This window comes from Hyphococcus aureus (assembly GCF_042643165.1).
GTDB classification, from domain to species: Bacteria; Pseudomonadota; Alphaproteobacteria; order Caulobacterales; family Parvularculaceae; genus Hyphococcus; species Hyphococcus aureus.
Window position 1 is genome coordinate 701,078 of sequence record NZ_JBHRSH010000002.1, and the last position, 22,368, is coordinate 723,445.

Sequence of the window (22,368 nt, forward strand, 5' to 3'; positions counted from 1 at the left end):
TCTTAACAAACCGGAAACACCGCCGATCTAGGGTTCCGGTGACTGCAAGCGGGGACCCTTTATGGCCATGCTCGCCGCCGATTTTTCATCAGCGCGCCGCAGCGACTGGACGCTTCCGGTCGCCATGTATGGCGCGTATCTGGCTGTCTGCGTCTTTGCGCTGCATCCGACAGCCTTGTCCATGGCGAAGACCTGGCTTTCCTCATCAAGCTATCACCACGGCGTCGCCGTCGCGCCGCTCGCGCTGTTGATGATCATGACCCGCCCGCGCATCGACCCGGCGACGGGCCCCTTGAGCCTTGTGGCCATTGTCGGCGCCGCGTTCATATGGCTCGCCGGACGCGCCGCAGGCGTCGCCCTCGTCGAGCAATTTGCATTCGTCACCCTGTTGATCGCAGGCGCCTGGATGATGTTCGGCTCCGGCGCCGCGAAGCTGTGGGCGCTGCCGCTGCTGTTTCTTTATTTCATGGTTCCCTTTGGCGAGGTGCTGATTCCGTTTCTTCAGATGCTCACCGCCAGCGCCGTGACGGGCTTGCTCAATTTCCTCGGCGTCGACGCCGTCATTGACGGAACGCTGATCCGCACTGAGGCCGGCTTGTTTGAAATCGCCAAAGCTTGCGCCGGGCTGAACTTCCTTCTGGCGGCGCTCATGGTCGCCTGCGTTTACGCAAGCCAGACCCTGCACCGTTTCAAAACGCGCATCGCCTTTGTCATGATCGCAGCCGCAGTGGCCCTGATAGCGAATTTCCTGCGCGCGTTTCTTCTGATCCTGATCGCGACCGTGAGCGACATGCGTTATGCAGTCGGTCCGGATCATTTGCTGCTGGGGCTGGTCCTCTACGCCGCAGTCTTTTTTATCCTGTTCTGGATCGGCGCGAAGATGCGCAAGCCTCAGGGCGTCGGTTTCGAACATGCGCCAGTGCGGGCGCGGCGCGCCTGGCGCTTCTCCGTCGCCATGGCGGCGCTTGTTCCAGTGGCTGCCGTCTCAGCTTATGCAGCCTTTTTCATCGATTTTGGCCTCACTCTACCCGCACCCCCAAAAGACATATCCCTGAGCGCACCGGGCTGGCGCGTCCTACCTGCGCCACAAAATTGGACCCCTCGACTAAACGCCGACAAAACCAGTTCGGCGACTTATGAAAAACTTGGCGAGCGGGTTTACGTCTCCTTGGGATATATTGTTCAGGACCGACAGGACCGGGAAATTCTCAACGTACTGAACAGCGCCGCGGACGGCGATGACTGGCGGAAAATTGCGGACCGGGAAGAAGTGGTTTACCTCTTCGGCGAGTCAAAAGAGATTCCGCTGGAAATCCTGGCGGGCCCGGACCGCCGCCGTCTACTCGTTATGACCGCCTATTGGCGCGGCGGCGATGTCTACACGAACACATTCGCATTCAAATGGGCGCAGATGATAGACAAGCTCAAAGGGGTCAATCCGCCAGGCGGGATTATCATGATCGCCGCAGACTATGCGGGCGACCTTTCTGAAGCGCTCACACGTATTCGCAGCTTCACAGCCGACATTGAAAGCTTCGCCGAGTGGCAATCCCGAATGAGGCTTGCGCCCTGATTCATGTGCGGCATTGCAGGCATTTTTGATCTTAACGGCGTTCGCGATATCGACCGTGACGCGTTAAAACGGATGACGGATGCGCTCGTCCATCGCGGCCCCGATGGCGAAGGATTTTATTTTGCGCCCGGCGTTGGATTGGGACATCGCCGTCTCGCCATTATTGACCGCGCCGGCGGCGTCCAGCCTTTTCACACACAAAGCGGCGACATTCTCACTTACAATGGCGAGATCTATAACTTTGAAGCGCTGACCGCCCGCATGCGCGACAAGGTCTCACTTAAAACACGTTCGGATACGGAAGTTCTGGCGGAAGGCCTCTCGCAAAAAGGCGCCGATTTCCTGCACGAGTTGCGCGGCATGTTCGCTTTCGGGTTTTACGAGGCCGGCGCGCAACGGCTGACCCTTGCTCGGGACCGTCTTGGCGAACGCCCGCTTTATTACGCGGAAACCAGTGACGGTTTTTTGCTGTTCGCGTCGGAGATTGGCTCAATCGCCGCATCTGGTCTTATCGACCTCAGCCTAGACCCGCGCGCCGTCGCTGAGTATTTCCATTACGGCTATGTGCCGGACCCGAAAGCGATCTATCGCGGAGTCAACAAAGTTCCGCCGGGAAGCTGGATCGCCTTTGAGCGCGGAAAAAGCCCGCGGCAGGAACGCTATTGGCGCCCGGTTTTCACAAATGGACAGGCTCTCGCCTATGAAGAAGCGGTTGAGATGCTGCGCGCGCGCGTCGATGACGCGGTAAAAGCGCAGATGGTGTCCGACGTTCCGCTTGGCGCCTTTCTCTCAGGCGGTGTTGATTCAGCCTCTATCGTCTCCGCCATGTCACAAGGGGGCGGCGCTATTACCGCTTGCACCACCGGCTTTGACGAAAGCGCATATGATGAGCGCGCCGCCGCCCGTGAGATCGCGGCGAAATTCGGCGCGGTCCATTACGAAGAACAAGCACGCGCCGATTCAACAGCCCTCATTGATAGAGTTGCCGCGGCCATGGGAGAGCCCTTCGCCGACGCGTCGGCGCTGCCGTCTTTTCAGGTGGCCGAAATCGCACGTCGCCATGTCACCGTGGCGCTCACAGGCGATGGCGGCGACGAAATCTTCGCCGGCTATCGCCGGTATCCATTCTTTCTTAGCGAGGAAAAACTCCGCTGCATGACGCCGGCGCCATTGCGCGCGGCGCTGTTTGGTCCGCTTGGCGCGCTATATCCGAAACTCGACTGGGCGCCGCGCGCCTTGCGCGCCAAGACCACCTTTCAGGCGCTGGCGCGCTCATCGGCGCAAGGCTACGCCAATGCAGTCGCTATCAACCTGCCGTCGCGCATCGATGCGCTTCTCAACGCCGACTTCAAAAGAACGCTTGGAGGGTATCGCCCGTCTTCGCTGATCGAGGACGCGATGGAAAGTTCGGGCGCCGAAGACCCGTTATCACGCGCACAATATGCAGACCTCATGACTTGGCTGCCGGGGAGAATGTTGGTCAAGGTCGACCGCACCTGCATGGCGCATGGGCTTGAGGCGCGTCCGCCGCTGCTCGATCACAATATCGTTGAATGGGCGGGCGCTATTCCGGCGGACTACAAACTGCAATACGGACAGGGTAAGCGCATCCTGAAAGACGCTTTCGTCTCACGTCTCGGCGCAGATTATGTCGCCCGCAAAAAACAGGGCTTCGCACCACCGCTGCGCCAATGGATGCGACGGGAACACGATAATCCGGCGCTGCGTCTCAACGCATCACAATATTGGCGCGAGAGCGGGCTTTTCAACGAGAGCGCGGTTGACGCCATGATCCGCGATCACCGCTCCGGCCGATCCGATTGCGCACAGGAATTGTGGAGCATGATCATGTTCGATGCCTTCCTGCGCGTGAACCGACCCTAGCGTTTCAAAAATGACCGCAACTTGTTGCGCCAGGTCGGCCGCTCCAAAACCAGAGATGTTAAAATGGCGTGGGGCTCGCCCAGGCGCGATTTATAATTCGCCTCACCCGCCAGCAGATCATAAATCTCAAATCCGGCTTTTTGATAATGCTGCGCGGCGAGCGCATGAGCGACAAAGCCGGGCGTCATCCGGTTATCATCCTCGAATTTGAAACCGCTCTGGTAATTCATGACTTCCTTGCCATGAACGAAATTATAGAGAACGGCAATCACTTCGTCGCCAGCCTTTACTTCGAAGAGGTGGCAATCTTCCGGCGCATTTTTCTGAAGACGCTCATGAAAAGCGATCAAATGCGGATTGTCGAAAACACTCGTCTTGTTGCGCTCGGCCCAACCGGACTTATGGAGCGCTTTGAGCCGCTCCCAACTCGCGGCTTTTTCTTCTGCGCCGCTCGCAAGCCGGGCGGACAAAGGCCCGCGTTCTTCATACAGCCGCAGGGCGCGGCGGATCTTGGATTGTAATGAAGCGCTCAATTTATCCATGAAATCGTCGCCGGAAAGGTCGCAGCCATAGACCGGCTGTTCATTTAATACCCGGCCCGACATTTCACAAATGGCGGCGGCGGAAAAAACCGCCGACATCATATCGTAGGAAAGATTGCGGAAAACAAAGCCGTCTATGTTGCCGGTTTCCTCCATCATCGCACACACGGCGTCACGGCGCAGCTCATGGGATGCTTCAGGCGCGGCGAGAAAGTCTACATATTCCGCATAGACAGCATCGCGCTGCGCCTCGCCGAATTCATGAAACCAGCTTTCACGAAGGCCAAGCAGCGGCGGCTTGCGCGGCGCAACAGCAAAGGCGCCCATTAATGCTGGCGAACCATTTTCGCTGGCACAAATCCGGTTCAGCTTCGCGTCAACGGGCGCGCCATCAAGCCAGGATTTCATCCATGCCGGCGAGTGAAAAAAACTGGGATCGGCCGCACGCGCATAGAGCGCTTCCCATTCGGATAAAAAGGCGGCTCTATCAGTTAACGGCGTTATAACAACTTTAGCCATGACGCTCCATCACTGAAAGATACAATGTTCGATGCGCCGCGGCCATACGCTCCAATGAAAATGTGTCCTTCGCCTTGCGTTTGTTGGCGCCGCCAATTTCCGCCCGCACGGTTGGATTTTGCAATAATTGGGCTAGCGCCTGAGCATAAGCCTCATCATCCCCCACCGGCGTGATGAAAGCGCGGTTTGCCTCCGCAACCATCCCTTCAATATCGCCCACATTCGTCGCGAGCACAGGCAGGCCGGCCGCCATCGCCTCCATCAGGCTTACAGGCGCTTGTTCCGTATCTGATGAGAGGGCGAAAATATCGAACCGCGCATAGGCGTCCGCGGCGGCCGATGTCGGCCCCGGCAGGGAAATGCGTTCATCATCTCCGGCAACCTCGCGCAACCGATCCTGCTCCGGCCCGCCGCCGAAAATCTCCAGCCGGGCTTTGCGCTCCCGATCGGCCGCGATGAAAGCCGAGATCAATCGCGCATAGTTTTTTTCCGGCCTCAAGGCCCCGAGCGAGCCCACCACAATAGCGTCATTGTGGCCGCGCTTTCCACTTTGCATTTTGTTGAAGTCAACGCCGTTTTCGATCAGGTGAATGGTTTTCAGTTTCCATAAGTCTCGCGCGGCTTTTTCAAGACCCTGGGACGGGACGACGACATCACTGCGAGAAAGCAAGAGGCGCCGCGCCCGAACCCGCTTCGGCGATTGCCGGTCGATCCGTTCATCGGGACCAAAACCATCTTCAAAATGGATATGCGCCGCTTTACGTCCGAGCCGGTTTGCGATCACGGCTTCAATCGATCCCCAATTATAAGTGCACAAAAGATCCGGCGCCGTTTCCACGATCAGCCGCCGCAATTGCATGATGTTGGAGAGGCTGAAGCCCTGAGACTTTTTCATCGGAAACGGCGCAAAGTCCGTATTGACTTTGTTGTCGAAAAGGCTGCGCGCCGAGAGGTCCCCGTCAAGGGCGACAATGCGATGCCGGAAGCCGTCCCCGAGTGCGCTGGCGAGCATCGCAAGCCGCGCCTGCTGGCCGCCAAAGGAAAAGCTCGGGAAAATATGCAGCAGCAGTTTTCCCTGCCCCTGCGGCGTTTCCCGTGCGCCAATGTCCCGCCTTTCCTGCATTTAGGACATGTGACAGGATTTGTCCCTGGTTCAAATGACTTTAGGCAAAGACGCAGAAAATCCGGCTCATGGGCGATAAAATCAACATCCGATGGGAATTGCGCCCGGGCGACCTGGGCCGGATCGCTGCGCTGCACGGAGAAGTCTACGCCGCAGAGCCGGGCTTCCCGGGGGATATGTCATTCGAAGCCTATGTGTGCCGGACGCTGTCTGATTTTGTGCTGGAGGACGGAGCAGACGGGCGCGTCTGGCTGGCGGAACGCGGCGACAGGCTCATGGGCTGCGCCGCCATGATCAACCGCAATGGGCGCGGCCAGTTGCGATGGGTGCTGGCGGCGCGCGAGGCGCGCGGGCTGGGTCTCGGCCGTGATCTTGTCAACCGCGCAATGGATAACGCGCACGAGCAAGGCTGCTCCGACGTCTATCTGGAAACCACGACGGGGCTTACCGCCTCCATGGCGATTTATGAAAAGCTCGGATTTGAGATCGTCAGTGAAAAGCCGCTCGATCATTGGAATGCAGACGGCTACAAACAGCTCACCATGGTGAAAGTTTTCAAGTGAACACTAATTCATGACGATCAGGGTCGCCATTATCGGCGCCGGGATCATGGGCGCCGCAGCAGCTTATGCACTTTCAAGACGCGGCGCAGAAGTCACGATCTTTGAGCAGTTTGCGGCGCGCCATGATCGCGGATCGTCTCACGGCGCCACCCGTCTTTATCGCACCGCCTATTTCGAACATCCCGATTACGTGCCCATATTGAAACGCGCCGCCGCTGGCTGGCGCGAACTTGAACGGGAGTCCGGCGAAACCCTGCTTGAGATGTGCGGCGTCTTCATGGCCGGAATGCCGGAGAATCCACTGATCTCGGGCACGGTGGGGGCGGCGGAAAAACATGGCCTCTCGCTGCAACGGATAACACGCAACGAAGCGTCCTGGCGGTTTCCCTGGTTCGCTCTCGATCCCGCGATGGAGACACTGATCGAGCCGGAAGCAGGCTTCATCTATGCGAGCAAAGCGCACACCGCCTTGCTGTCAGGCGCCAAAGCGCATGGCGCAGCGCTTCATGAGAATCGCCCCATCGATAAATGGGATGTCGCCAGCGCCGATGTTGGCATAACGGTTGATGGTCAACGGCGCGGTTTTGATAAAATCATTCTCACACCGGGCGCGTTTGCCGGAAGCCTGAAAGGCCTTGGCGAGAGGCTCGTTAAGCCAATGCGCAAAAAGCTGTACTGGACCTCTCCGGAGAACCAGGGCTTCACCCTTCCGATTGGTTTTCTCCCTTTCGGGATTGAGGAACCGGACGGCAGGTTCTTTTACGGTTTTCCTGCGGTCGATAGTGACGGCGTTAAAGTCGGTGAGCACACGGGCGGCGCAGCGCTGACAAACCCCGATGACGACGCCATCGACTATTCCGATCAGGCGGGACGGGATATAGCCGACTTTTTACAGCGCCGCGCGCCGGGCCTTTCATCAACGACGACAAAAGAACAAAGCTGTCTTTACGCCATGAGCCCTGACGGGCATTTCATCATCGACCTTCACCCTGATGATGAGCGCATCGTCTTCGCAATGGGGTTTTCCGGCCACGGGTTCAAATTCGCACCGGTAATCGGCGAAGCGCTCGCGGACCTCGCCTTCACAGGCGAGACGATAAAAGAGTTCGACTTCCTGAAACCGGAACGTTTTTCTTAAGCGTAAATGTCCGTGAAGAGCTCTTCGACTGCGGGCTCCGGGCTTTCAAGCGCGAAGTCGGCAGCTTCTTTGACAATTGCTTTCAGCTCCTTGTCGATTTCCTTGAGCTTGTCTTCGTCATTAAAGCCATTGTCGGCAAGGCGCTTTTCGCAACGCTTGATCGGATCATTGTGCTCGCGCACATCGTCCACTTCCTCACGGGTGCGGTATTTCGCAGGGTCTGACATGGAATGGCCGCGATAACGATATGTCTTCATCTCAAGCACATACGGCCCTTCACCGCTGCGCGCATGATCGACAGCCTGACGTCCGGCCTCACGCACGGCAAGCACATCCATCCCGTCGACTTCCATGCCTGGAATGCCGAACGCGGCGCCGCGGCGGTAAAGATGGGTGTCTGAGTGAGAACGCTTGACGCTGGTGCCCATGGCATACTGGTTATTCTCGATGATGAACACGACCGGCAGCTTCCAGAGCTGCGCCATGTTCATCGCTTCAAAGACCTGACCCTGGTTTGACGCGCCATCGCCGAAATAGGTGAAGCTCACCGAATTCGAACCGCGATAACGGTTGGCGAAGCCTAGACCGACGCCAAGCGGGATCTGGGCGCCGACAATGCCGTGGCCGCCATAGAACTCCTTCTCTTTCGAGAACATGTGCATGGACCCGCCCTTGCCCTTGGAATAGCCGCCCTCGCGGCCGGTCAGCTCGGCCATGACGCCTTTCGCGTCCATGCCGCAGGCGAGCATGTGGCCGTGATCGCGATAGCCGGTGATGGTCTGGTCGCCCTCTTTCTTCACGGCCTCCATACCCACAACAACGGCTTCCTGACCGATATAGAGGTGGCAGAAGCCGCCAATGTGCCCCATGCCGTAGAGCTGACCTGCGCGCTCCTCAAAACGGCGAATGAGGAGCATGTCGCGGTAATAATGAAGCAGCTCTTCAGTGCTTGCGGTCAGGTTGGATTTAGGGGCGCTTTCGCGCGTATCGGGGGCCATCAAGGGATCTCCGGGGTCTGTTCAGACCCTGTCATAAACGGGCGGCCGCCGGGGAACAAGTTGTGTTGGGCATTTGAGCCGGCCCTGCCGGAAAAGCGGCTTATTCGCTCAGAAGCCGATCGAGTTCGCGGCGGGAAATGACCACATCCCCCTCCCGGGAATAGCCCAGCACCGACCGTATCCGCTCATCGAGGAGGTCCGGATCAAGGGATTTCGAGTTGAGGAGGTCGGCCCGCTTTTCAAGCTCAATTCGCCGCGCGTGAAGCTCCGCGAACTGAGCCTCTTTCTCCGCGGCCTCCCTCTTGAGGGAGGAAAGCGCGCGATAGCCGGTGTCGCTGACCACCGCGCTGTAAAGCAGGATGCCAGTCAAGCACATGGCCAGAGCGGGAAAGGCGATGTCGAGAAGGAAGCGAAGACGCAACATGGACCGGTTCTTTTTTGGTTGCGTTTCAAAAGAATCAAAGTTGGTTAATGATTCGTTAAAATCCGAATCAGCTGATTCGGATTTCATAAAAAAACGGGCCCCGAAGGGCCCGTTTCCAGCGTTGTGTGCGAAATTCAGGTCGGTCGATTACGCAAAGATAAAGTCGCTCTCGCTGACCAGCACATTTGTTACGATAGTGAAGTCAGCCAAACCGTCTCCATTGGTGTCGCCTTCAATGAAGTTTTGGCCGCTGTCGCTATAGGCGCGCAGCTCGCCAGCAGTGTTGCTGAAAGCGCTGGAGCCTATCCAGTCAAAGGCGTCGACATCACCACCGTCGATCGCATCCAGACCGCTGAGATCAATCAGGTCCCGATGCTTTGCGAAATCAACGATTTCGTCGACGCCGCCAAGGTCTGTGAAGGCGTATATATCGTTGCCGTTTCCGCCCTTCAGCGTATCGTCGCCGGCGCCGCCATTCAGATAATCCTTGGCGTTTCCACCATTCAGATAATCATCGTCGTCGCCGCCGAAAAGCGTATCTTTGCCGTTTCCGCCGAGGATAACGTCATCACCTTCCTCGCCGTAGAGTTCGTCATTGCCGGACACGCCGGAGATGAAATCGTCACCCTCGCCGCCAAAGATAACCTCTGTCCCGATGCCGCCCAGCAGGCTGTCATCGCCGCCCATGCCAAGCAGTTGTTCAATGCCGAAACCCGCCCGGATCAAGTCGTCGTGGTTGCTGCCCTGAAGCGCTTCAATGCTGACATAGATGTCGCCTTCAGCATCGCCCTCACCAAACAGGTTCCACACACCGGTCAGAATGACGACGCCTTCATCGGAGTCCATATAGGAAGCCGTGTCGAAGCCAGCGCCGCCGATCAATCTGTCGCCGCCGCCGCGTCCCATAAGAACGTCGTCGCCTGCATGGCCTTTCAGCCAGTTCACTCCGTCATTGCCGATCAGGGCGTCATTCCCTGACCCGCCAGTTGCTTTCTCAATCTCGACGCCGTTGGCGATCGTGTAACCGCCCCAGATGCCGTCAACGAAAGAAATGGCGCCGCCGCCGGTCGGCGTATAATCCAGCGTCGCCGCCAGAAGGTCGATCCGGACATCGGCTGCGCCGTCATAGCGGATTTCGTCCACCCCGCCGGTATCCCAGATGGTTTCGTAATACGTGCCGGGATCATTGGCATCGCCGAGCATGTAAACGGTGTCGCCGGTCGCATACTCATTGATGACGCCATAACGTTCTTGCAAGGCGGCGATGTCGAACGCGCTGAGCGTGCCTGACCAGCCGCTATCGATATTGTCAGCCGAAAACGGCGTCGCGCCGTCCGGATGCGTTTCCCAGGCGTCATTATAAGACATCACCGTATAGACGCCCTGGTTGAGGTCGTAGATGCCGAGCGAACCTGTGGGCGCGCTGACGCCGAGCAAGATTTCGGAACCGCCGCCGGTGTCATGCGGGTGAGCAAGGCCATGAGCGTGACCGAACTCATGCAGGATCACGGCAAAAGCATAACCGCCTTGTTCCAGACTTTGCTGCTGATCGAAGGTCCAGCCGCCGCTGAGGACGTTAAACGCCCCAATGCCCTGCTGGGTGCCGTATGCGGGATCTTGCGGATAGAAATAGGCGCCGAACTGATCGGACTCCGTCGTAAACAGACGGAATGTCGCTTCGTTGACGTCCTCAGTGATTTCATAATTGACGCCGAGGATCTTTTCATACTCCTCGAGCGCCTCCATCACCTGCCCCTTCTCATATTCATTCCAGCCAAGTGAAAGACCCGGCTCGCCGAAGGTGTCTCCCGCTTCGCCAAAATAGACATAGGCGGTGTTTGTTTCATCAAACGGAACATTCGCGGCGCTGTCCCAATACAACGCTTCCAGCGGATCGAAGTCGTCTGGATTAAACACTTGCGACGTAATCGAATAACCGCCGCTCCATGGCTGGTAAGAGAAGACGTCCATATAATAGGTGCCGCCTTCCTGAGCGAAGAAATCCACTCTGGAGCTGATATCACTCGGGAAGCTGATATCGTCGCTTGAGGCGACAACGTTGCCTTCGGAATCGTAAATGACGATGTAAGTGTCTAGTTCACCGTCCGGAAGCGCGAGAAAATCAGACTCATAGTCGGCGCCGCCGGCCACTTCGAACGAATAGACCTGCCCTGCTTCGACAGTGAAGGTGTAGGTGTCGACTTCACTAAAATCCGGGCCATAAACAACCCCGGGGCCGGCTTCGATGAAGCCATAGGTAACGCCGCCAAGATTTACTTCTGCGGCGCCGCCAAAGGTGTCCGGCACAACGTCAACGCCGGGGCTTACAATCGCGTCCAGCGTGTAGTCACCGGTAAGGCCGGCGCCGGGATATCCCTCAACCGCCAGATAGTAAGTGTCTGTGGTCGTCGCGGTGAAGGTGATCAGCGACATCGTTCCTGCGCCGCCGTCATCGTCATAATTTATGAGGTTGAAATCCCCATCGAGCAGATACAGGAATGTATCCTGCAGAGGATTTTCGCCCGACCCATAGACGGAGAACATATATGTCTCTCCGGCAGTGAGGCTGATTTCATAAATATCGAGCTCATCGGGTGCGTCGATCGATCCGTCGAGCGCTATTTCGGCGGGAATGTCCCCGATAGTGGACAGGACGCCGCCAGCAGCCGAAAAAGTAGCGGGATCGTATAATGTAGCGCCGCCCTTATAGTGGGGGTCCCACTCAGGATAAACCGCTATGCTGGTGAAGGTGTTCTTGCCGAAAGTCTCGCTGATATTGCTGCGAGTGTAGGCGGCGCCGCCAAAATTATTGAAGTAGGGATATTCGTCTCCCAGCAGGGAGAGATTTCCCGCCTCTGTTTCGTCAGAATCATACGTCATGATCAGCCCCTTATAAAAACGGTTTACAAGCTCAAGGTTTACAAGCTCGTCCTCGAATCTTATCCATAAACGGATCATATTTGCGTGAGGCGATGACGCAATCATTGCAGGTGAAAATATGCATAAAAAAAAGCAGCTTATATTACATTCAGCTATTCTGCTGAGTATTGCCGCCACATCCTGCCAACGCGGACAGGCGGAAGCCGAACCTTACAAGGCGTTGGAAGCGCAAGAAGAAACAATTGTTACTGTTTCACAGAAAGATCCTGTTACTGTGTCACAACAAAAATGTTCGAAAACGCCCGAAGGCGTTGCAGGGCTGCCCTATTCTCATGGCAAGGTATTCGCAACGCTCGACGAGTACCTGGCGCATTTGCATCAACTCAGTGCAATTGACCTGCCTTACTGGCGAGAAATTCGTCCGGGAATATACCAAAAAGTTGTGCGCATGCCTGAGGCGGAACCGCAAACGGCGACACGCGAAGAGCTAATGAAAAAATACTGTTTCGACGGCGAGTAATCCGGATTTTACGCCGTCTTGAGATCGAGCGCGAGCGCCTGATCGCAACGCCGCTCCAGCGCCGCCTCAGGCGAAGGGGCGAAACCATATTTGGCGTATAGGCCCAGCGCTTCTTCAAGGACGCGGGCCGTCTGAAGCTCGATCCGGCGGAAGCCAAGCTCTTTCGCTTGTTTTATGGCGTGCGTCAGCAGCCGCTTGCCGTGCCCCCGCCCCCGCGCCGATTGTTTCAAATACATCTTGCGCAGCTCAGCAACGCCATCCCCCATCGGAAGCAGTCCAACGGTGCCGATGATGTCGCCCGCAGGCGTTTCCAGCACATCGAACAACCCGCCGGCGTAAAAGCTTTCGAGGTCGCTCAGATCCTTGTCTGTCGTCTTCGGGGCCGGCTCAAGGCCATATTCATCGAGCACGGTAAAGATCAGCGCCCGGACCTTTTCCGTGTCCGCATTGGTCGCTGGGCGAATGACGGGTGCGCTCAAATGATCACCGTCCCAACGCAGCGGCGCCAGCGTAACGCGCCATATCGTCAAGCTCCTGTTCAATCCGTAGAAGCTGGTTATATTTCGCAAGCCGATCCGAACGGGCGAGCGAGCCGGTTTTGATCTGGCCGCAATTGGTGGCGACGGCGAGATCAGCGATTGTTGCATCTTCGGTTTCACCGGAGCGATGCGACATGACTGCCGTGTAGCCTGCACGATGCGCCACATCGACAGCCGCGAGCGTTTCGGTAAGCGTTCCGATCTGATTGACCTTGACGAGGATCGAATTGGCGCAGCTTTTTTCAATCCCGTCGCGAAGGCGTTTTTCATTGGTGACGAAAAGATCGTCTCCCACAAGCTGGCACTTGTCGCCAACCAGGTCGGTCAACGCTTTCCAGCCCGCCCAGTCATCTTCGGCCATGCCGTCTTCAATGGACACGATCGGATAACGCGCAACGAGATCGGCGAGATATTTCGCCATGCCGTCGCCGTCGAGCGACTTGCCCTCGCCTGCAAGCTCATATTTGCCGTTCTTGTAGAACTCGGTAGACGCCGCATCGAGCGCAATGAAGATATCCTCCGCCGGCCGGTAGCCGGCTTTTTCAATCGCTTTCATAATGAAGCCGAGCGCATCATCGGTGGATTGAAGGTTCGGCGCGAAACCGCCCTCGTCACCGACATTGGTGTTATGCCCGGCGTCTTTCAGGCCTTTCTTCAAGGCGTGAAAAACCTCAGCGCCCATGCGCAGCGCATCAGAGAATGTCTCGGCGCCGAGCGGCATGATCATGAATTCCTGAATGTCGATCGGATTGTCGGCGTGTTCCCCGCCATTGATGATGTTCATCATCGGCGCCGGCAGAACCCGCGCGGAGACCCCGCCCACATACCGATAGAGCGGCAGGGCCGATGCGTCCGCCGCCGCCTTGGCGACAGCCAGGGAAACCCCGAGAATAGCATTGGCGCCAAGACGCGATTTATTTTCCGTGCCGTCAAGCGCGATCATGGTTTCGTCGATCAGGGTCTGCTCTTCCGCTTCAAATCCTGACAGCGCATCGAAGATCTCGCCATTGACGGCCTCGACGGCTTTCAACACGCCTTTGCCGCCATATCTTTTGCCGCCATCGCGAAGTTCATGGGCTTCATGTGCGCCGGTGGATGCGCCCGAGGGTACGCCTGCGCGGCCCATGGACCCGTCTTCGAGCGTGACATCGACTTCAACGGTCGGGTTGCCCCGGCTGTCGAGGATTTCACGGGCGAAAATGTCGGCGATGGCGGTCATGAGAAAAGGCTCCGGTTATGATTTCCGGAGCCTCTATAGCCTGCCATGACGGAAGCGCAACGCCGCCGCCGTCAGCTTTGCCGTCTAGTAATCCTGCGGCTGTTCCTTGCTGCGGGGCGATCCGCTCTTGTGACGCGATTTGCTCGGCGGATTGGACCGCACCGGCTGCTGCTGGCGTGGGGAGGCAGCTGGCGGCGCAGATTGAACCGGAGCGGACTGAGTCGGAGCCGCCTGCGCAGGAGCGGAACTTTGCGGAACCGCCTGCTTGCGCTGCAGCGGCGGGGCCCGGCGTTTCTCGGTCTGGGTATAGGGTGTTTCGCCCGGTCCGCGGGGCTTGCCATTTGGCGGTTGGCGCGGCCGGTTTGGGTTTTGTGCGGCTGGCGAGCCCGACGGCGGCGCATATGCACCTCCTCCCGGTTTGCCATCCTTGCCGTCCCGGTCACGGCCGCGCGGGTAATCACGGTCGCGATCGCGACCACGGCGCCCGTTATAACGATGGCGATCCTGATAATAGGGATCGTAATAACGGCCAGAACCGCTCCAATAGCTGAAATCGAAATAATAGCCGCTGGACGGGCCCCAGGCGCCGTAACGCCCATACCATGGCCAGGACGGCGCATAAGATGCGCCGCTATAGGAATAGCGGTCATAGGACTCCGCGAAGCAACGATTTGCGCCGACCTCGCAATCCGCATGACAGGACGCATAGTCGCGATCGCTGTAGCTCACTTCTTCGCAATAACGATAGCAAGCGCCGGCCTCCGCGTCGCAAGTGTCAAACGCCGACTGATAGGGATATGTCACGCAACCGGCGACTAGAAAAAGCGCCGCCGACGCCAGCGCAATCTTGATGAATTTCATTCCCGAGCACCCTCCGAGCGTATCCGGGTCACAATCCCCGGATCAGGCCCCACACCCGGTGAAAAGCATAAGCGGCGCTCGCGCAAATGCAAACGCCGCCGCCGGAACGGGTCCGGCGGCGGCGTGAAAAACCATTCAAAATGGCGTTCGCTTAATCGTCCTGAGGCTCGAGAACCTGACGACCGCGATATTTGCCAGTCTTGAGATCAATGTGATGCGGACGGCGCAGTTCGCCCGAATCCTTGTCTTCGATGTAGCTTGCCTGTCCGAGCTTGTCGTGACTGCGGCGCATGCCCCGTTTGGCGGGCGAGACTTTTCTCTTCGGAACGGCCATGGAAACCTCTAAATCAATCTCTGTGTCGCGCCGGACGGCCGGGTCCCCGTGAGGTCCCCGAAAGGCGTCCTTTGCTGGAATAGGAAGCCCGGTCGTCTAAGCCAGGACTGGCCGGTTTGCAAGGCCGTCTGGGACCTTCCGGCGGTTTTTTTCCCCAAAGGGGCCAAATCCGCCAATTTGCATGTATCTCCTTCAGCCGCTGGCAAGGCCACGCGCCTATGCTCGGCTCAGATGGTGGGGGATTCTGATTGTTGCGCAGATCAATGCATAGACCATTCCGACTCTCGGCGGCGACCGCCTTCATGCTCTGCTTGTCTCTTCAGGCGCAGGCTGGCGGGCCGCATCGCGCCGCCCCGTCCGTGTCCTCTGTGCGCCCGCTTTCCGTGAGCGCCGCCGGAACCGATATTTTCATCGATCTTGTGGCGGCCGATTTCTTCGAATCGGATCTCCGCCTCGCCCAGTCGCGCCAGATCGAGGCTGCGACCGCCAGACGGTATCTCGCGCTTGACGGGACAGGCCGGGCGGTCTTTCGCGAAAAGCGCAGGCAACTCTGGAAGCAAATGAGCGAGCAGGAAAAGGCGGCGCTCCGCGGCGCCAAACGCCCCCGCTTCGCCAATCTCGACGAAACCCAAAAGCAGACTTTCCGTCGCATCGCCTCAGAAGAACTGGGCGCGGGGGCGGAACAGATCGCTCACCCCGGCGACATTTGACGACGCCTGAAGCGTCGTCTTCCGACCGGCTGCGCCGGGCGGCCCTGCAATTCCTAGGCGCTGGTCTTGGCGCGGTGTGTCGCGAGATATTCGCGCGCCAGCTTTTGCGCTTCGGCAACCTCTTCCGCCGTCATTTCATTGGCGAGTTCTGCGCGGTAGGCGCGCGCTTCGAGATTGCCCTGCATGGCGGCAAGATTAAACCATTTATGCGCCATGATGAGATCGAAGCAACCGTCATCGCCGCCCGTCGACGCTTCAAGCCCCAACCGGTACATTTCCATATCGCTTAAAACTGGCTCCGCCGCTTCAAGCGCTTCCACACCCATTGCTATTGTCATTCTTTCGGCCCCTTGAATTACACGCCGTCCACAACCGTCGTGAACGGATTAACCATGGCAAGGATGATCGGGCCGGACCTAAAATCCCGTTAACGCGGAATTATGGGATTGTTTACGTTTGAAAAAGGTTTTGTTAACCAGAGAACTTACTCAGTATACAAACAAAAACGCCCGCGCATGAACTGCGCGGGCGCAATAATCGGTCAAAAACAGCCTATACAGGCTGCGTCTCGCCTTCTGGAATCTCGGAAAGCTTTTCAAATGCGCCGAGACTGCATGATCCCAAGGTGGCCCCAAAGCTGTTGATGACGCGGATGATGTCGCCCTTGCACATTTGCGAGGACGAAGACCGGCGCACGTAACGCCCTTCCCGGCCAAGACCAGAGCAGCGCCCGTTAAGCTCGTTGAGGTAAACGACCCCGCCCGACGCCTCGACCAAAAGTGTGTAATCGTCGAGCACATCAGTGTCGCGAACCGAAGACAACATGAGACAGTTCTGGCTTTCGCCGGTCTTCTCATATTTGGACAAGAGCTCTTGCACCTTGCCTTTCGCCGGACCGAAAGCGAGCGCGCCGGTGGCCAAGATGGCGCTGGCGAACCCGGCGGCGACAAAAATAAATTTTCTACGCATGAGGATGATATTCCTTACTCTGACCGGACGTCTTCTATTTATCCTCAGCTGGCTTTTTCACGAGTTCTTGAAATGATCCGAGACCACAAGAACCGGCGGTGAAGCCAGAGGTATTGTCCACAACCTCAATAATTTGGTTACGGCAAAGCTGGCCTGTCGAAATCGTATATTGAATCCGGTTGCCGGAGCGCGATGCGCCGCTGCAACGCCCGGAGACTTCGTTGAGATAATAATCGCCGCCGCTGGCGCGCACGAGGAAACGCTTGTCGTCAAGCGCATCGATGGATTGAATCCGTGTCGTGCTGAGGCAAGCGGTTGTCTTGCCCGTCGGTTCGAATTCGGCGAGCCGAGCTGCTACCTTCTCGGATATTTCATCATTGGCGCCTGCGGTTGCGCAGGCTGCGCCCGTTAAAGCGATAACCGCCGCTAAAGCTGCTTTCGTCTTGATCATCATCAGTCTCCCGTGCGCCCCCGCCCGGAACCGGCCCGACAGGCCAACAGCCTGCTTATAGAGCAGTTCCGGGCGATTGGGATGCGTGAAACCATCAATTTCACGCGAGCCCCGTTAAGCGGGCAGCTGATAACCCGGCGTGGATTTGGAAATTTCCACTTCCTCGGCGCTCATTTCCGCCTCGACATCGGCGAAGAGCGGGGTGGAAAGGTAGCGCTCGCCGGTATCCGGCAGCATGGCGAGGATGGTTGTCCCCTTGGGCGCTGTCTTCGCGATTTCCATCGCGCCGGCAAAGGTCGAACCGCCGGAAATGCCGGTGAAGATCCCTTCGCGCTGCGCCAGCGCCCGCGACCATTTGATGCCTTCGGCCGCCGGGGTCTTTACGATCTGGTTGATGACGCCTGCGTCAACCGCTTCGGAGGTGATCTTCGGAATGAAGTCCGGAGACCAGCCCTGGATCGGATGCGGCGTCCATGCGGGATGCGAGGATTTCGGACTGCCGTCGGGATTGCGTTCCTGCGGCGCGCCGCTCGACAGCATCGCCGAGTCCGGCGGCTCGCAGACGATGATCTTTGTGTCTGGGCTTTCTTTTTTCAGCACGCGCGAAACGCCGGTCAGCGTCCCGCCGGTACCAAAGCCCGTGACCCAGTAATCAAGCTTTTCGCCCTTAAACGCCGCAATGATTTCAGGGCCCGTGGTGCGTTCATGCATGTCGGGATTGGCGTCATTTTCAAACTGGCGGGTCAGGAACCAGCCGTTTTTCGCGGCGAGCTCCTTGGCTTTCTCCACCATGCCGGTGCCTTTTTGCGCGGCTGGCGTCAGCACCACCTTGGCGCCGAGAAACCGCATCAGCTTGCGGCGCTCCACGGAAAAACTCTCCGCCATCACGACGACCAGCGGATAGCCTTTCGCGGCGCAGACCATGGCGAGGCCGATGCCGGTGTTGCCGCTGGTCGCCTCAACGACAGTCTGGCCGGGTTTCAAGTCGCCGGATTTTTCCGCCGCCTCGATGACGCCGAGCGCAAGGCGGTCTTTCACCGAACCAAGCGGATTAAACGCCTCGAATTTCACGTAAAGATTGACGCCTTCAGGCGCGAGGCGGTTGATGCGAATGACGGGCGTGTTTCCGACCGTTCCTAAAATATTATCGTATTTCATGGGTATTCTCCTTTGCGAGCGGCGTCTTTAGCCAGCAGCCCGGCAGGCGCAGTGACGCCCGTCACATCCCGGCGGCCATATAAGAGCCCCGGGGGCTCGCCGTCCAGTGAAGCGCTTACATGGGCGATAACGCTGGAAAGGATCATGATTTCTCCTCTGACCCGCCGAGCGACGCCAGCACCCGTTCGATAAGAACAACGTTGCCAGTGCTGTTGTTTATGACCGATGCGACGCGCGAGTACTGATATCGCAACTCTTCACTGATCTCCGGATCGGACCTCAACTTCTCGGCTGTCGCAGTCAAAACAGACGAATCCACCTGCAGCCGGCATTCGTTCATGAATCCCGCGATGACCAGAAAGTCGTTTAACACATCGCTGCACCCTTCTCTGATCGCGATCTGGACGTCGAGCGGGATGATCGACCTGACGGCTTGCCGGTAACTCGAGCCTTCGACGCGACTGATGGTAACGGCGTTGGATTCATCGAATGTATAGTACTCTGACAGATCGCTGCCGACTGCACCGTCGGGCAACAGGCCGAGATGACCCGATGAAACAATCTGATCCCATGTCGCGCGATTAGGCGGCGTCGATGCAAACTCACTTGCGCGATATGCGGCGATAACGAGCTGGCGCGCGTCACCATCATCTGTAGACAAAAGGCGGTCCGCCTCAACAATGCTGTCTCGAACCGCTTGATAATAGTTGAGTATGTCGCTTGTGGCGACAAAGTCCCTTTCGAGGTCCGCCCTCAGGCGCTGTACGTAATCTTCGCCCAGCGCCCGATCGCCGCGCGCCTCATTCCAGTTGGCGACCTGAATACCTATGAAAACGCCGACGACGACAATAAAGAAGTCGAGCGCCACGGCCGTCCAGTTCTGTTCTTTCACATGCTCGATGACGCGGCGGAGAATCATTGACGGCGCTCCAGATAGCTATTCAGCTGCTCTTGGAGCATTGCGGCGTGCCTGTCCGCACTTTTGATTTCTCCATAATGAAAAATGGTGAACGTCGCCAGAATGCGAATCGTCGCCGCCAATTCGGCGTCGGTCGCGACGAGCCGGAAATAGTCGTCGATCTGCAACTTGGTATATGGCGCCAAACCGGAGGCGGCGCCGATGCTTAACGTATTCGTACGGATCGTGCTCAATTTTTCATTCTGCAAGTCAACGCTGCCAAGAAGGTTTCTATAAATCTGGATTGTCCTGACCAGCCGCCTGTCGCGAATGATTTTGATTTCTCCGGCACCGACCATTGCGTCATATGTCGACGTGCTCGGCGTTGGAAAGTAGCCGATCACCAAATCGGTCCAAAGCGTTTCTGACGCGCCAGCGCTCTCGCCCGCCTCGGCGATGTCGAAAGAGTAGCTGACGATGTCGGCGAACGGCAGATCGTAATCAAATTCGATGGGCGCAAGCCCCGCCCCAGTGAGAGAGGCATTCGCCGCGGCCAGCCGGCGCTCCCCATAGGCCATTGCATTCGTATACTGGGTACGATCGATTTCGAGGTCGGCGAGCATATCGCTCACGATTTGCCGCTCTCGCTGGTGGTCTGAACGCGCCTCATTCCAGTTGGCGACCTGGATACCGATAAATACACCGACGACGACGATAAGAAAATCAAGAACGACCGCCGTCCAGTTCTGGTGCTTCACATGCTCGATGACACGGCGGAGGATCATCAGGGAGTTTTTCCTGCTTCAGACGATTCTGGGGCGCCCAATTCGGCCGCAAGCGCCTGGTCGAGATCTACGAGGGCTGCGATCGTTTCTTGGTATCGTTCAACATAGGAATTCAGCCGCGAGAAATTGTCGGCAAATTCTCCAAGAAAGACTTTGTCGCTGCGCATTTGCTCCAGATCGCATTCGTTCCACAAGCGGTAGCCGTCGCCGGAGCGCTGAGCCGATTGCGTTGAATCGCGCTGCAGCCACACAGGTATATCCTTGACCTCATCAACCGGCTTGCGGACAAACCAGAGCGCATCGGGATGGCGGGAGTAAAGCCGGAACAACTCATTGATCGACTCTTCGTATTGGCGACGGGAACGATTGCGGACCAGCGCAAAGCCGCGCAATTTCGCCTTCACGTCTTCGTTTGAAATCAGGTCGAAACGGCCCGTCGCAATGGACTCCTCCAATATGGGCAATTCATCGCTTGGCGCCGGCAGCCAGTGAGATATTGCAATGAGTCGGCATTCGATTTCTGTCAGGTCATGATCCGGTGATGGATCGAACAGCAACGCAGGGATCGCGCCCATCGCTTCGATGCGCGGCAAGTGCCTTGAATATTCGTATTTCTGGATTTCCAGAAGGGCGCCAGCTTCATCGTGAAGCCGAGTGAGCAATTGCCGTTCCTCAACGCGGTCGGCGCGCGCAGCGTTCCAGTTCGAGACCTGAATACCGATGAAGACGCCGACGACGACAATGACAAAGTCGAGCGCGACCGCCGTCCAGTTCTGGGCTTTGACGTGTTCGGCGATACGGCGAAGCAGCATCTGCGCGCACCCCTTTTTCCAGGCCTACTCGCCGCCCGCCAGCTCTTTCAGGATCACAGTCCAATGGTCGAGGCCGCCATAGAAGGCATCGACCGCGAGCCGCTCATTCAGTCCGTGGGCGTACATGTCGCTCGGTCTCGACCATGCGCCGGAGATCGCGACGGTGTCATAACCTTTGGTGCGATAATGCATGCCGTCGGTGCCGCCCGATTCCATGTAAGGGATAACCGGCGCCTCGATGCCGCTCGCATCGAGCGATTTCTGGATCGCGGCCAGCACATCCGGGCGCAGTTGTGACTCAGGGCTTTCCGTGACATCCGTCATCAGCTTGAACTGAACCTCATCGTTGCCGACGACCTCTTTCAATTTAGCCTCTGTCGCCGCCGCGCCGACGCCAGGAAAGATTCGGCAGTTGACGGTCGCCGTCGCCGATTGCGGCAAAGCGTTTTCCGCATGGCCGCCCCGCAGCATGGTGGCGATGCAGGTTGTGCCGGTCGTGCCCACCGTTTCCGGATTGTCGCGCAGGGTTTTGATCGCTTTTTTGTTTTTCGGATTATCGGCGAAGGCGATCATCGCCTCGCCAAGTTCGCCCGGCGTCACGGCGCCTGAAGCCTTGAAGGACGCAAGCGTCAAATCCGAATAGCGAACCGGGAACTTATAGGCCTCAATTTTCTTGAGCGCGTCGGCAAGTTCATAAATCGCGTTATCCACACGCGGACGCGACGAATGCCCGCCCGGATTGGTGATGGTCAACTCAAATGTCGCGAATGTTTTTTCAGCGCCCTGCACCGCATAAAAGATCGGCGAGTGATCGGGCGCCAATACGCCGCCGCCCGCATCGCTGTTCAGGATGAATTCCGGGTCGATATTCTCGGCGACATATTCCGCCTGCGCGCGCGTCGAAATCATGCCGGTTTCTTCATCGCCGGAAAAAACCAGCACCAGATCGCGGTTCGGGGTCCAGCCTTCTTTTTTCAGGCGGATGAAGGTCTGGGTCAGGTTAGTGATCCCGTATTTGTTATCCGTCGTGCCGCGCCCGAAAAAATAGCCGTCCTCTTCGGTCAGGGTGAACGGCGCACGCTCCCAGTCTTTCGCAAGCGCATCGACCACATCCATGTGACCGAGCAGAACGATTGGCTTCTTCGCCGCCTCGCCTTCAGCGCGATAGGTGACCATCAATCCTTGCGTATGCTCGCCGGCGCTGTCGTAATCCGTGACCTGAATATCACTGTCCGCAAAACCGGCGGCTTTTAACTGGCCCACCAGATACTCAACCATAATCGGCACCTGCTCCTGCCCTTTCGCGGTGCGGATCGAAATCACTTTCTCATAGATGTCGCGCGCCATCTGTTCATGGTCGGTGAGATCACGCGATTGCGCCGGCGACACAAAAGCAACCGCAGCCAAAAGTGATAAAGCAGATCGTAGTTTCATATAGAGCCCCTTGCCTGAGTATAAACGACTAGCG

General features: G+C 57.7%; 24 protein-coding genes. 6 read left to right on the forward strand and 18 right to left on the reverse strand.

Features of this window, described 5'->3' with window-relative positions:
* The first annotated feature begins 61 nt into the window (after window positions 1-61).
* Together xrtA and asnB are read left to right on the forward strand one after the other, a co-directional pair.
* Window positions 62-1,573: an exosortase A gene (gene xrtA / locus ACFOOP_RS16350; RefSeq protein WP_379882206.1), complete on the forward strand. Its 1,512-nt coding sequence runs from the start codon at window positions 62-64 to the stop codon at window positions 1,571-1,573.
* Window positions 1,574-1,576: 3 nt separating this feature from the next.
* Entirely contained in the window at window positions 1,577-3,457 is a 1,881-nt protein-coding gene (gene asnB / locus ACFOOP_RS16355; protein ID WP_379882207.1) for an asparagine synthase (glutamine-hydrolyzing), read from the forward strand.
* Here asnB and ACFOOP_RS16360 read toward each other — a convergent pair.
* Together ACFOOP_RS16360 and ACFOOP_RS16365 are read right to left on the reverse strand one after the other, a co-directional pair.
* Window positions 3,454-4,518 carry a GNAT family N-acetyltransferase gene (locus ACFOOP_RS16360; protein ID WP_379882208.1) on the reverse strand — a complete coding sequence of 355 codons (1,065 nt, stop codon included), beginning with the start codon at window positions 4,516-4,518 and terminating at the stop codon, window positions 3,454-3,456. The two genes, asnB and ACFOOP_RS16360, sit on opposite strands and share 4 nt — an antisense overlap.
* Window positions 4,511-5,641, reverse strand: a complete 1,131-nt coding sequence (locus tag ACFOOP_RS16365; protein ID WP_379882209.1) for a glycosyltransferase family 4 protein — start codon at window positions 5,639-5,641, stop codon at window positions 4,511-4,513. The genes ACFOOP_RS16360 and ACFOOP_RS16365 overlap by 8 nt, the downstream gene beginning before the upstream one ends.
* A 68-nt stretch (window positions 5,642-5,709) precedes the next feature.
* Between ACFOOP_RS16365 and ACFOOP_RS16370 the strand changes: the two genes are divergently transcribed.
* The gene (locus ACFOOP_RS16370; RefSeq protein ID WP_379882210.1) at window positions 5,710-6,204 is read left to right on the forward strand and encodes a GNAT family N-acetyltransferase; all 495 of its coding nucleotides are present in this window, start codon (window positions 5,710-5,712) and stop codon (window positions 6,202-6,204) included.
* Between the two features lie 10 nt (window positions 6,205-6,214).
* The gene (gene solA / locus ACFOOP_RS16375; protein WP_379882211.1) at window positions 6,215-7,342 is read left to right on the forward strand and encodes an N-methyl-L-tryptophan oxidase; all 1,128 of its coding nucleotides are present in this window, start codon (window positions 6,215-6,217) and stop codon (window positions 7,340-7,342) included.
* Here the strand turns inward: solA and pdhA are convergent.
* The 3 genes from pdhA to ACFOOP_RS16390 all read right to left on the reverse strand — a co-directional run bounded on the left by pdhA (window position 7,339) and on the right by ACFOOP_RS16390 (window position 11,644).
* The gene (gene pdhA, locus ACFOOP_RS16380) at window positions 7,339-8,340 is read right to left on the reverse strand and encodes a pyruvate dehydrogenase (acetyl-transferring) E1 component subunit alpha (protein ID WP_379882212.1); all 1,002 of its coding nucleotides are present in this window, start codon (window positions 8,338-8,340) and stop codon (window positions 7,339-7,341) included. The two genes, solA and pdhA, sit on opposite strands and share 4 nt — an antisense overlap.
* A 100-nt stretch (window positions 8,341-8,440) precedes the next feature.
* Window positions 8,441-8,764, reverse strand: a complete 324-nt coding sequence (locus ACFOOP_RS16385) for an FtsB family cell division protein (protein ID WP_379882213.1) — start codon at window positions 8,762-8,764, stop codon at window positions 8,441-8,443.
* Window positions 8,765-8,911: 147 nt separating this feature from the next.
* A complete protein-coding gene (locus ACFOOP_RS16390) occupies window positions 8,912-11,644 on the reverse strand; it encodes a pre-peptidase C-terminal domain-containing protein (protein ID WP_379882214.1) in 2,733 nt (910 codons plus the stop codon).
* Window positions 11,645-11,762: 118 nt separating this feature from the next.
* On the opposite strand from ACFOOP_RS16390, the gene ACFOOP_RS16395 reads away from it, so the two are divergent.
* Entirely contained in the window at window positions 11,763-12,164 is a 402-nt protein-coding gene (locus tag ACFOOP_RS16395) for a hypothetical protein (protein WP_379882215.1), read from the forward strand.
* An 8-nt stretch (window positions 12,165-12,172) separates the two neighbouring features.
* Here ACFOOP_RS16395 and ACFOOP_RS16400 read toward each other — a convergent pair whose 3' ends face one another.
* From ACFOOP_RS16400 to rpmF, 4 genes are all read right to left on the reverse strand, one after another.
* Entirely contained in the window at window positions 12,173-12,694 is a 522-nt protein-coding gene (locus ACFOOP_RS16400) for a GNAT family N-acetyltransferase (RefSeq protein ID WP_379882216.1), read from the reverse strand.
* Window positions 12,648-13,922: a phosphopyruvate hydratase gene (eno, locus tag ACFOOP_RS16405; RefSeq protein WP_379882217.1), complete on the reverse strand. Its 1,275-nt coding sequence runs from the start codon at window positions 13,920-13,922 to the stop codon at window positions 12,648-12,650. The genes ACFOOP_RS16400 and eno overlap by 47 nt, the downstream gene beginning before the upstream one ends.
* An 84-nt stretch (window positions 13,923-14,006) precedes the next feature.
* The gene (locus ACFOOP_RS16410) at window positions 14,007-14,783 is read right to left on the reverse strand and encodes a hypothetical protein (protein ID WP_379882218.1); all 777 of its coding nucleotides are present in this window, start codon (window positions 14,781-14,783) and stop codon (window positions 14,007-14,009) included.
* Window positions 14,784-14,934: 151 nt separating this feature from the next.
* Window positions 14,935-15,117 carry a 50S ribosomal protein L32 gene (gene rpmF / locus ACFOOP_RS16415; RefSeq protein ID WP_379882220.1) on the reverse strand — a complete coding sequence of 61 codons (183 nt, stop codon included), beginning with the start codon at window positions 15,115-15,117 and terminating at the stop codon, window positions 14,935-14,937.
* A 302-nt stretch (window positions 15,118-15,419) separates the two neighbouring features.
* On the opposite strand from rpmF, the gene ACFOOP_RS16420 reads away from it, so the two are divergent.
* The gene (locus tag ACFOOP_RS16420) at window positions 15,420-15,827 is read left to right on the forward strand and encodes a hypothetical protein (RefSeq protein WP_379882221.1); all 408 of its coding nucleotides are present in this window, start codon (window positions 15,420-15,422) and stop codon (window positions 15,825-15,827) included.
* A gap of 53 nt (window positions 15,828-15,880) precedes the next feature.
* Here the strand turns inward: ACFOOP_RS16420 and ACFOOP_RS16425 are convergent, their stop codons facing one another.
* The 9 genes from ACFOOP_RS16425 to ACFOOP_RS16465 form a co-directional block, all read right to left on the reverse strand.
* A complete protein-coding gene (locus ACFOOP_RS16425) occupies window positions 15,881-16,165 on the reverse strand; it encodes a sel1 repeat family protein (RefSeq protein ID WP_379882222.1) in 285 nt (94 codons plus the stop codon).
* Between the two features lie 214 nt (window positions 16,166-16,379).
* Window positions 16,380-16,796 (reverse strand): hypothetical protein, encoded by a 417-nt coding sequence (locus tag ACFOOP_RS16430; RefSeq protein WP_379882223.1) that lies wholly within the window; start codon window positions 16,794-16,796, stop codon window positions 16,380-16,382.
* A gap of 34 nt (window positions 16,797-16,830) precedes the next feature.
* The gene (locus ACFOOP_RS16435) at window positions 16,831-17,250 is read right to left on the reverse strand and encodes a DUF6491 family protein (protein WP_379882224.1); all 420 of its coding nucleotides are present in this window, start codon (window positions 17,248-17,250) and stop codon (window positions 16,831-16,833) included.
* Between the two features lie 111 nt (window positions 17,251-17,361).
* Entirely contained in the window at window positions 17,362-18,405 is a 1,044-nt protein-coding gene (gene cysK / locus ACFOOP_RS16440; RefSeq protein ID WP_379882225.1) for a cysteine synthase A, read from the reverse strand.
* A complete protein-coding gene (locus ACFOOP_RS16445; RefSeq protein WP_379882226.1) occupies window positions 18,402-18,551 on the reverse strand; it encodes a hypothetical protein in 150 nt (49 codons plus the stop codon). Before ACFOOP_RS16445 ends, cysK begins: the two co-directional genes overlap by 4 nt.
* Window positions 18,548-19,324 (reverse strand): DUF6090 family protein, encoded by a 777-nt coding sequence (locus tag ACFOOP_RS16450; RefSeq protein ID WP_379882227.1) that lies wholly within the window; start codon window positions 19,322-19,324, stop codon window positions 18,548-18,550. Before ACFOOP_RS16450 ends, ACFOOP_RS16445 begins: the two co-directional genes overlap by 4 nt.
* Window positions 19,321-20,088, reverse strand: coding sequence for a hypothetical protein (locus ACFOOP_RS16455; RefSeq protein WP_379882228.1), 768 nt, complete (start codon window positions 20,086-20,088; stop codon window positions 19,321-19,323). Before ACFOOP_RS16455 ends, ACFOOP_RS16450 begins: the two co-directional genes overlap by 4 nt.
* Complete coding sequence (locus ACFOOP_RS16460; protein ID WP_379882229.1) at window positions 20,088-20,900, reverse strand: hypothetical protein; 813 nt, start codon at window positions 20,898-20,900, stop codon at window positions 20,088-20,090. Before ACFOOP_RS16460 ends, ACFOOP_RS16455 begins: the two co-directional genes overlap by 1 nt.
* A gap of 24 nt (window positions 20,901-20,924) precedes the next feature.
* Window positions 20,925-22,334 carry a M20/M25/M40 family metallo-hydrolase gene (locus tag ACFOOP_RS16465; RefSeq protein WP_379882230.1) on the reverse strand — a complete coding sequence of 470 codons (1,410 nt, stop codon included), beginning with the start codon at window positions 22,332-22,334 and terminating at the stop codon, window positions 20,925-20,927.
* Window positions 22,335-22,368: the final 34 nt, after the last annotated feature.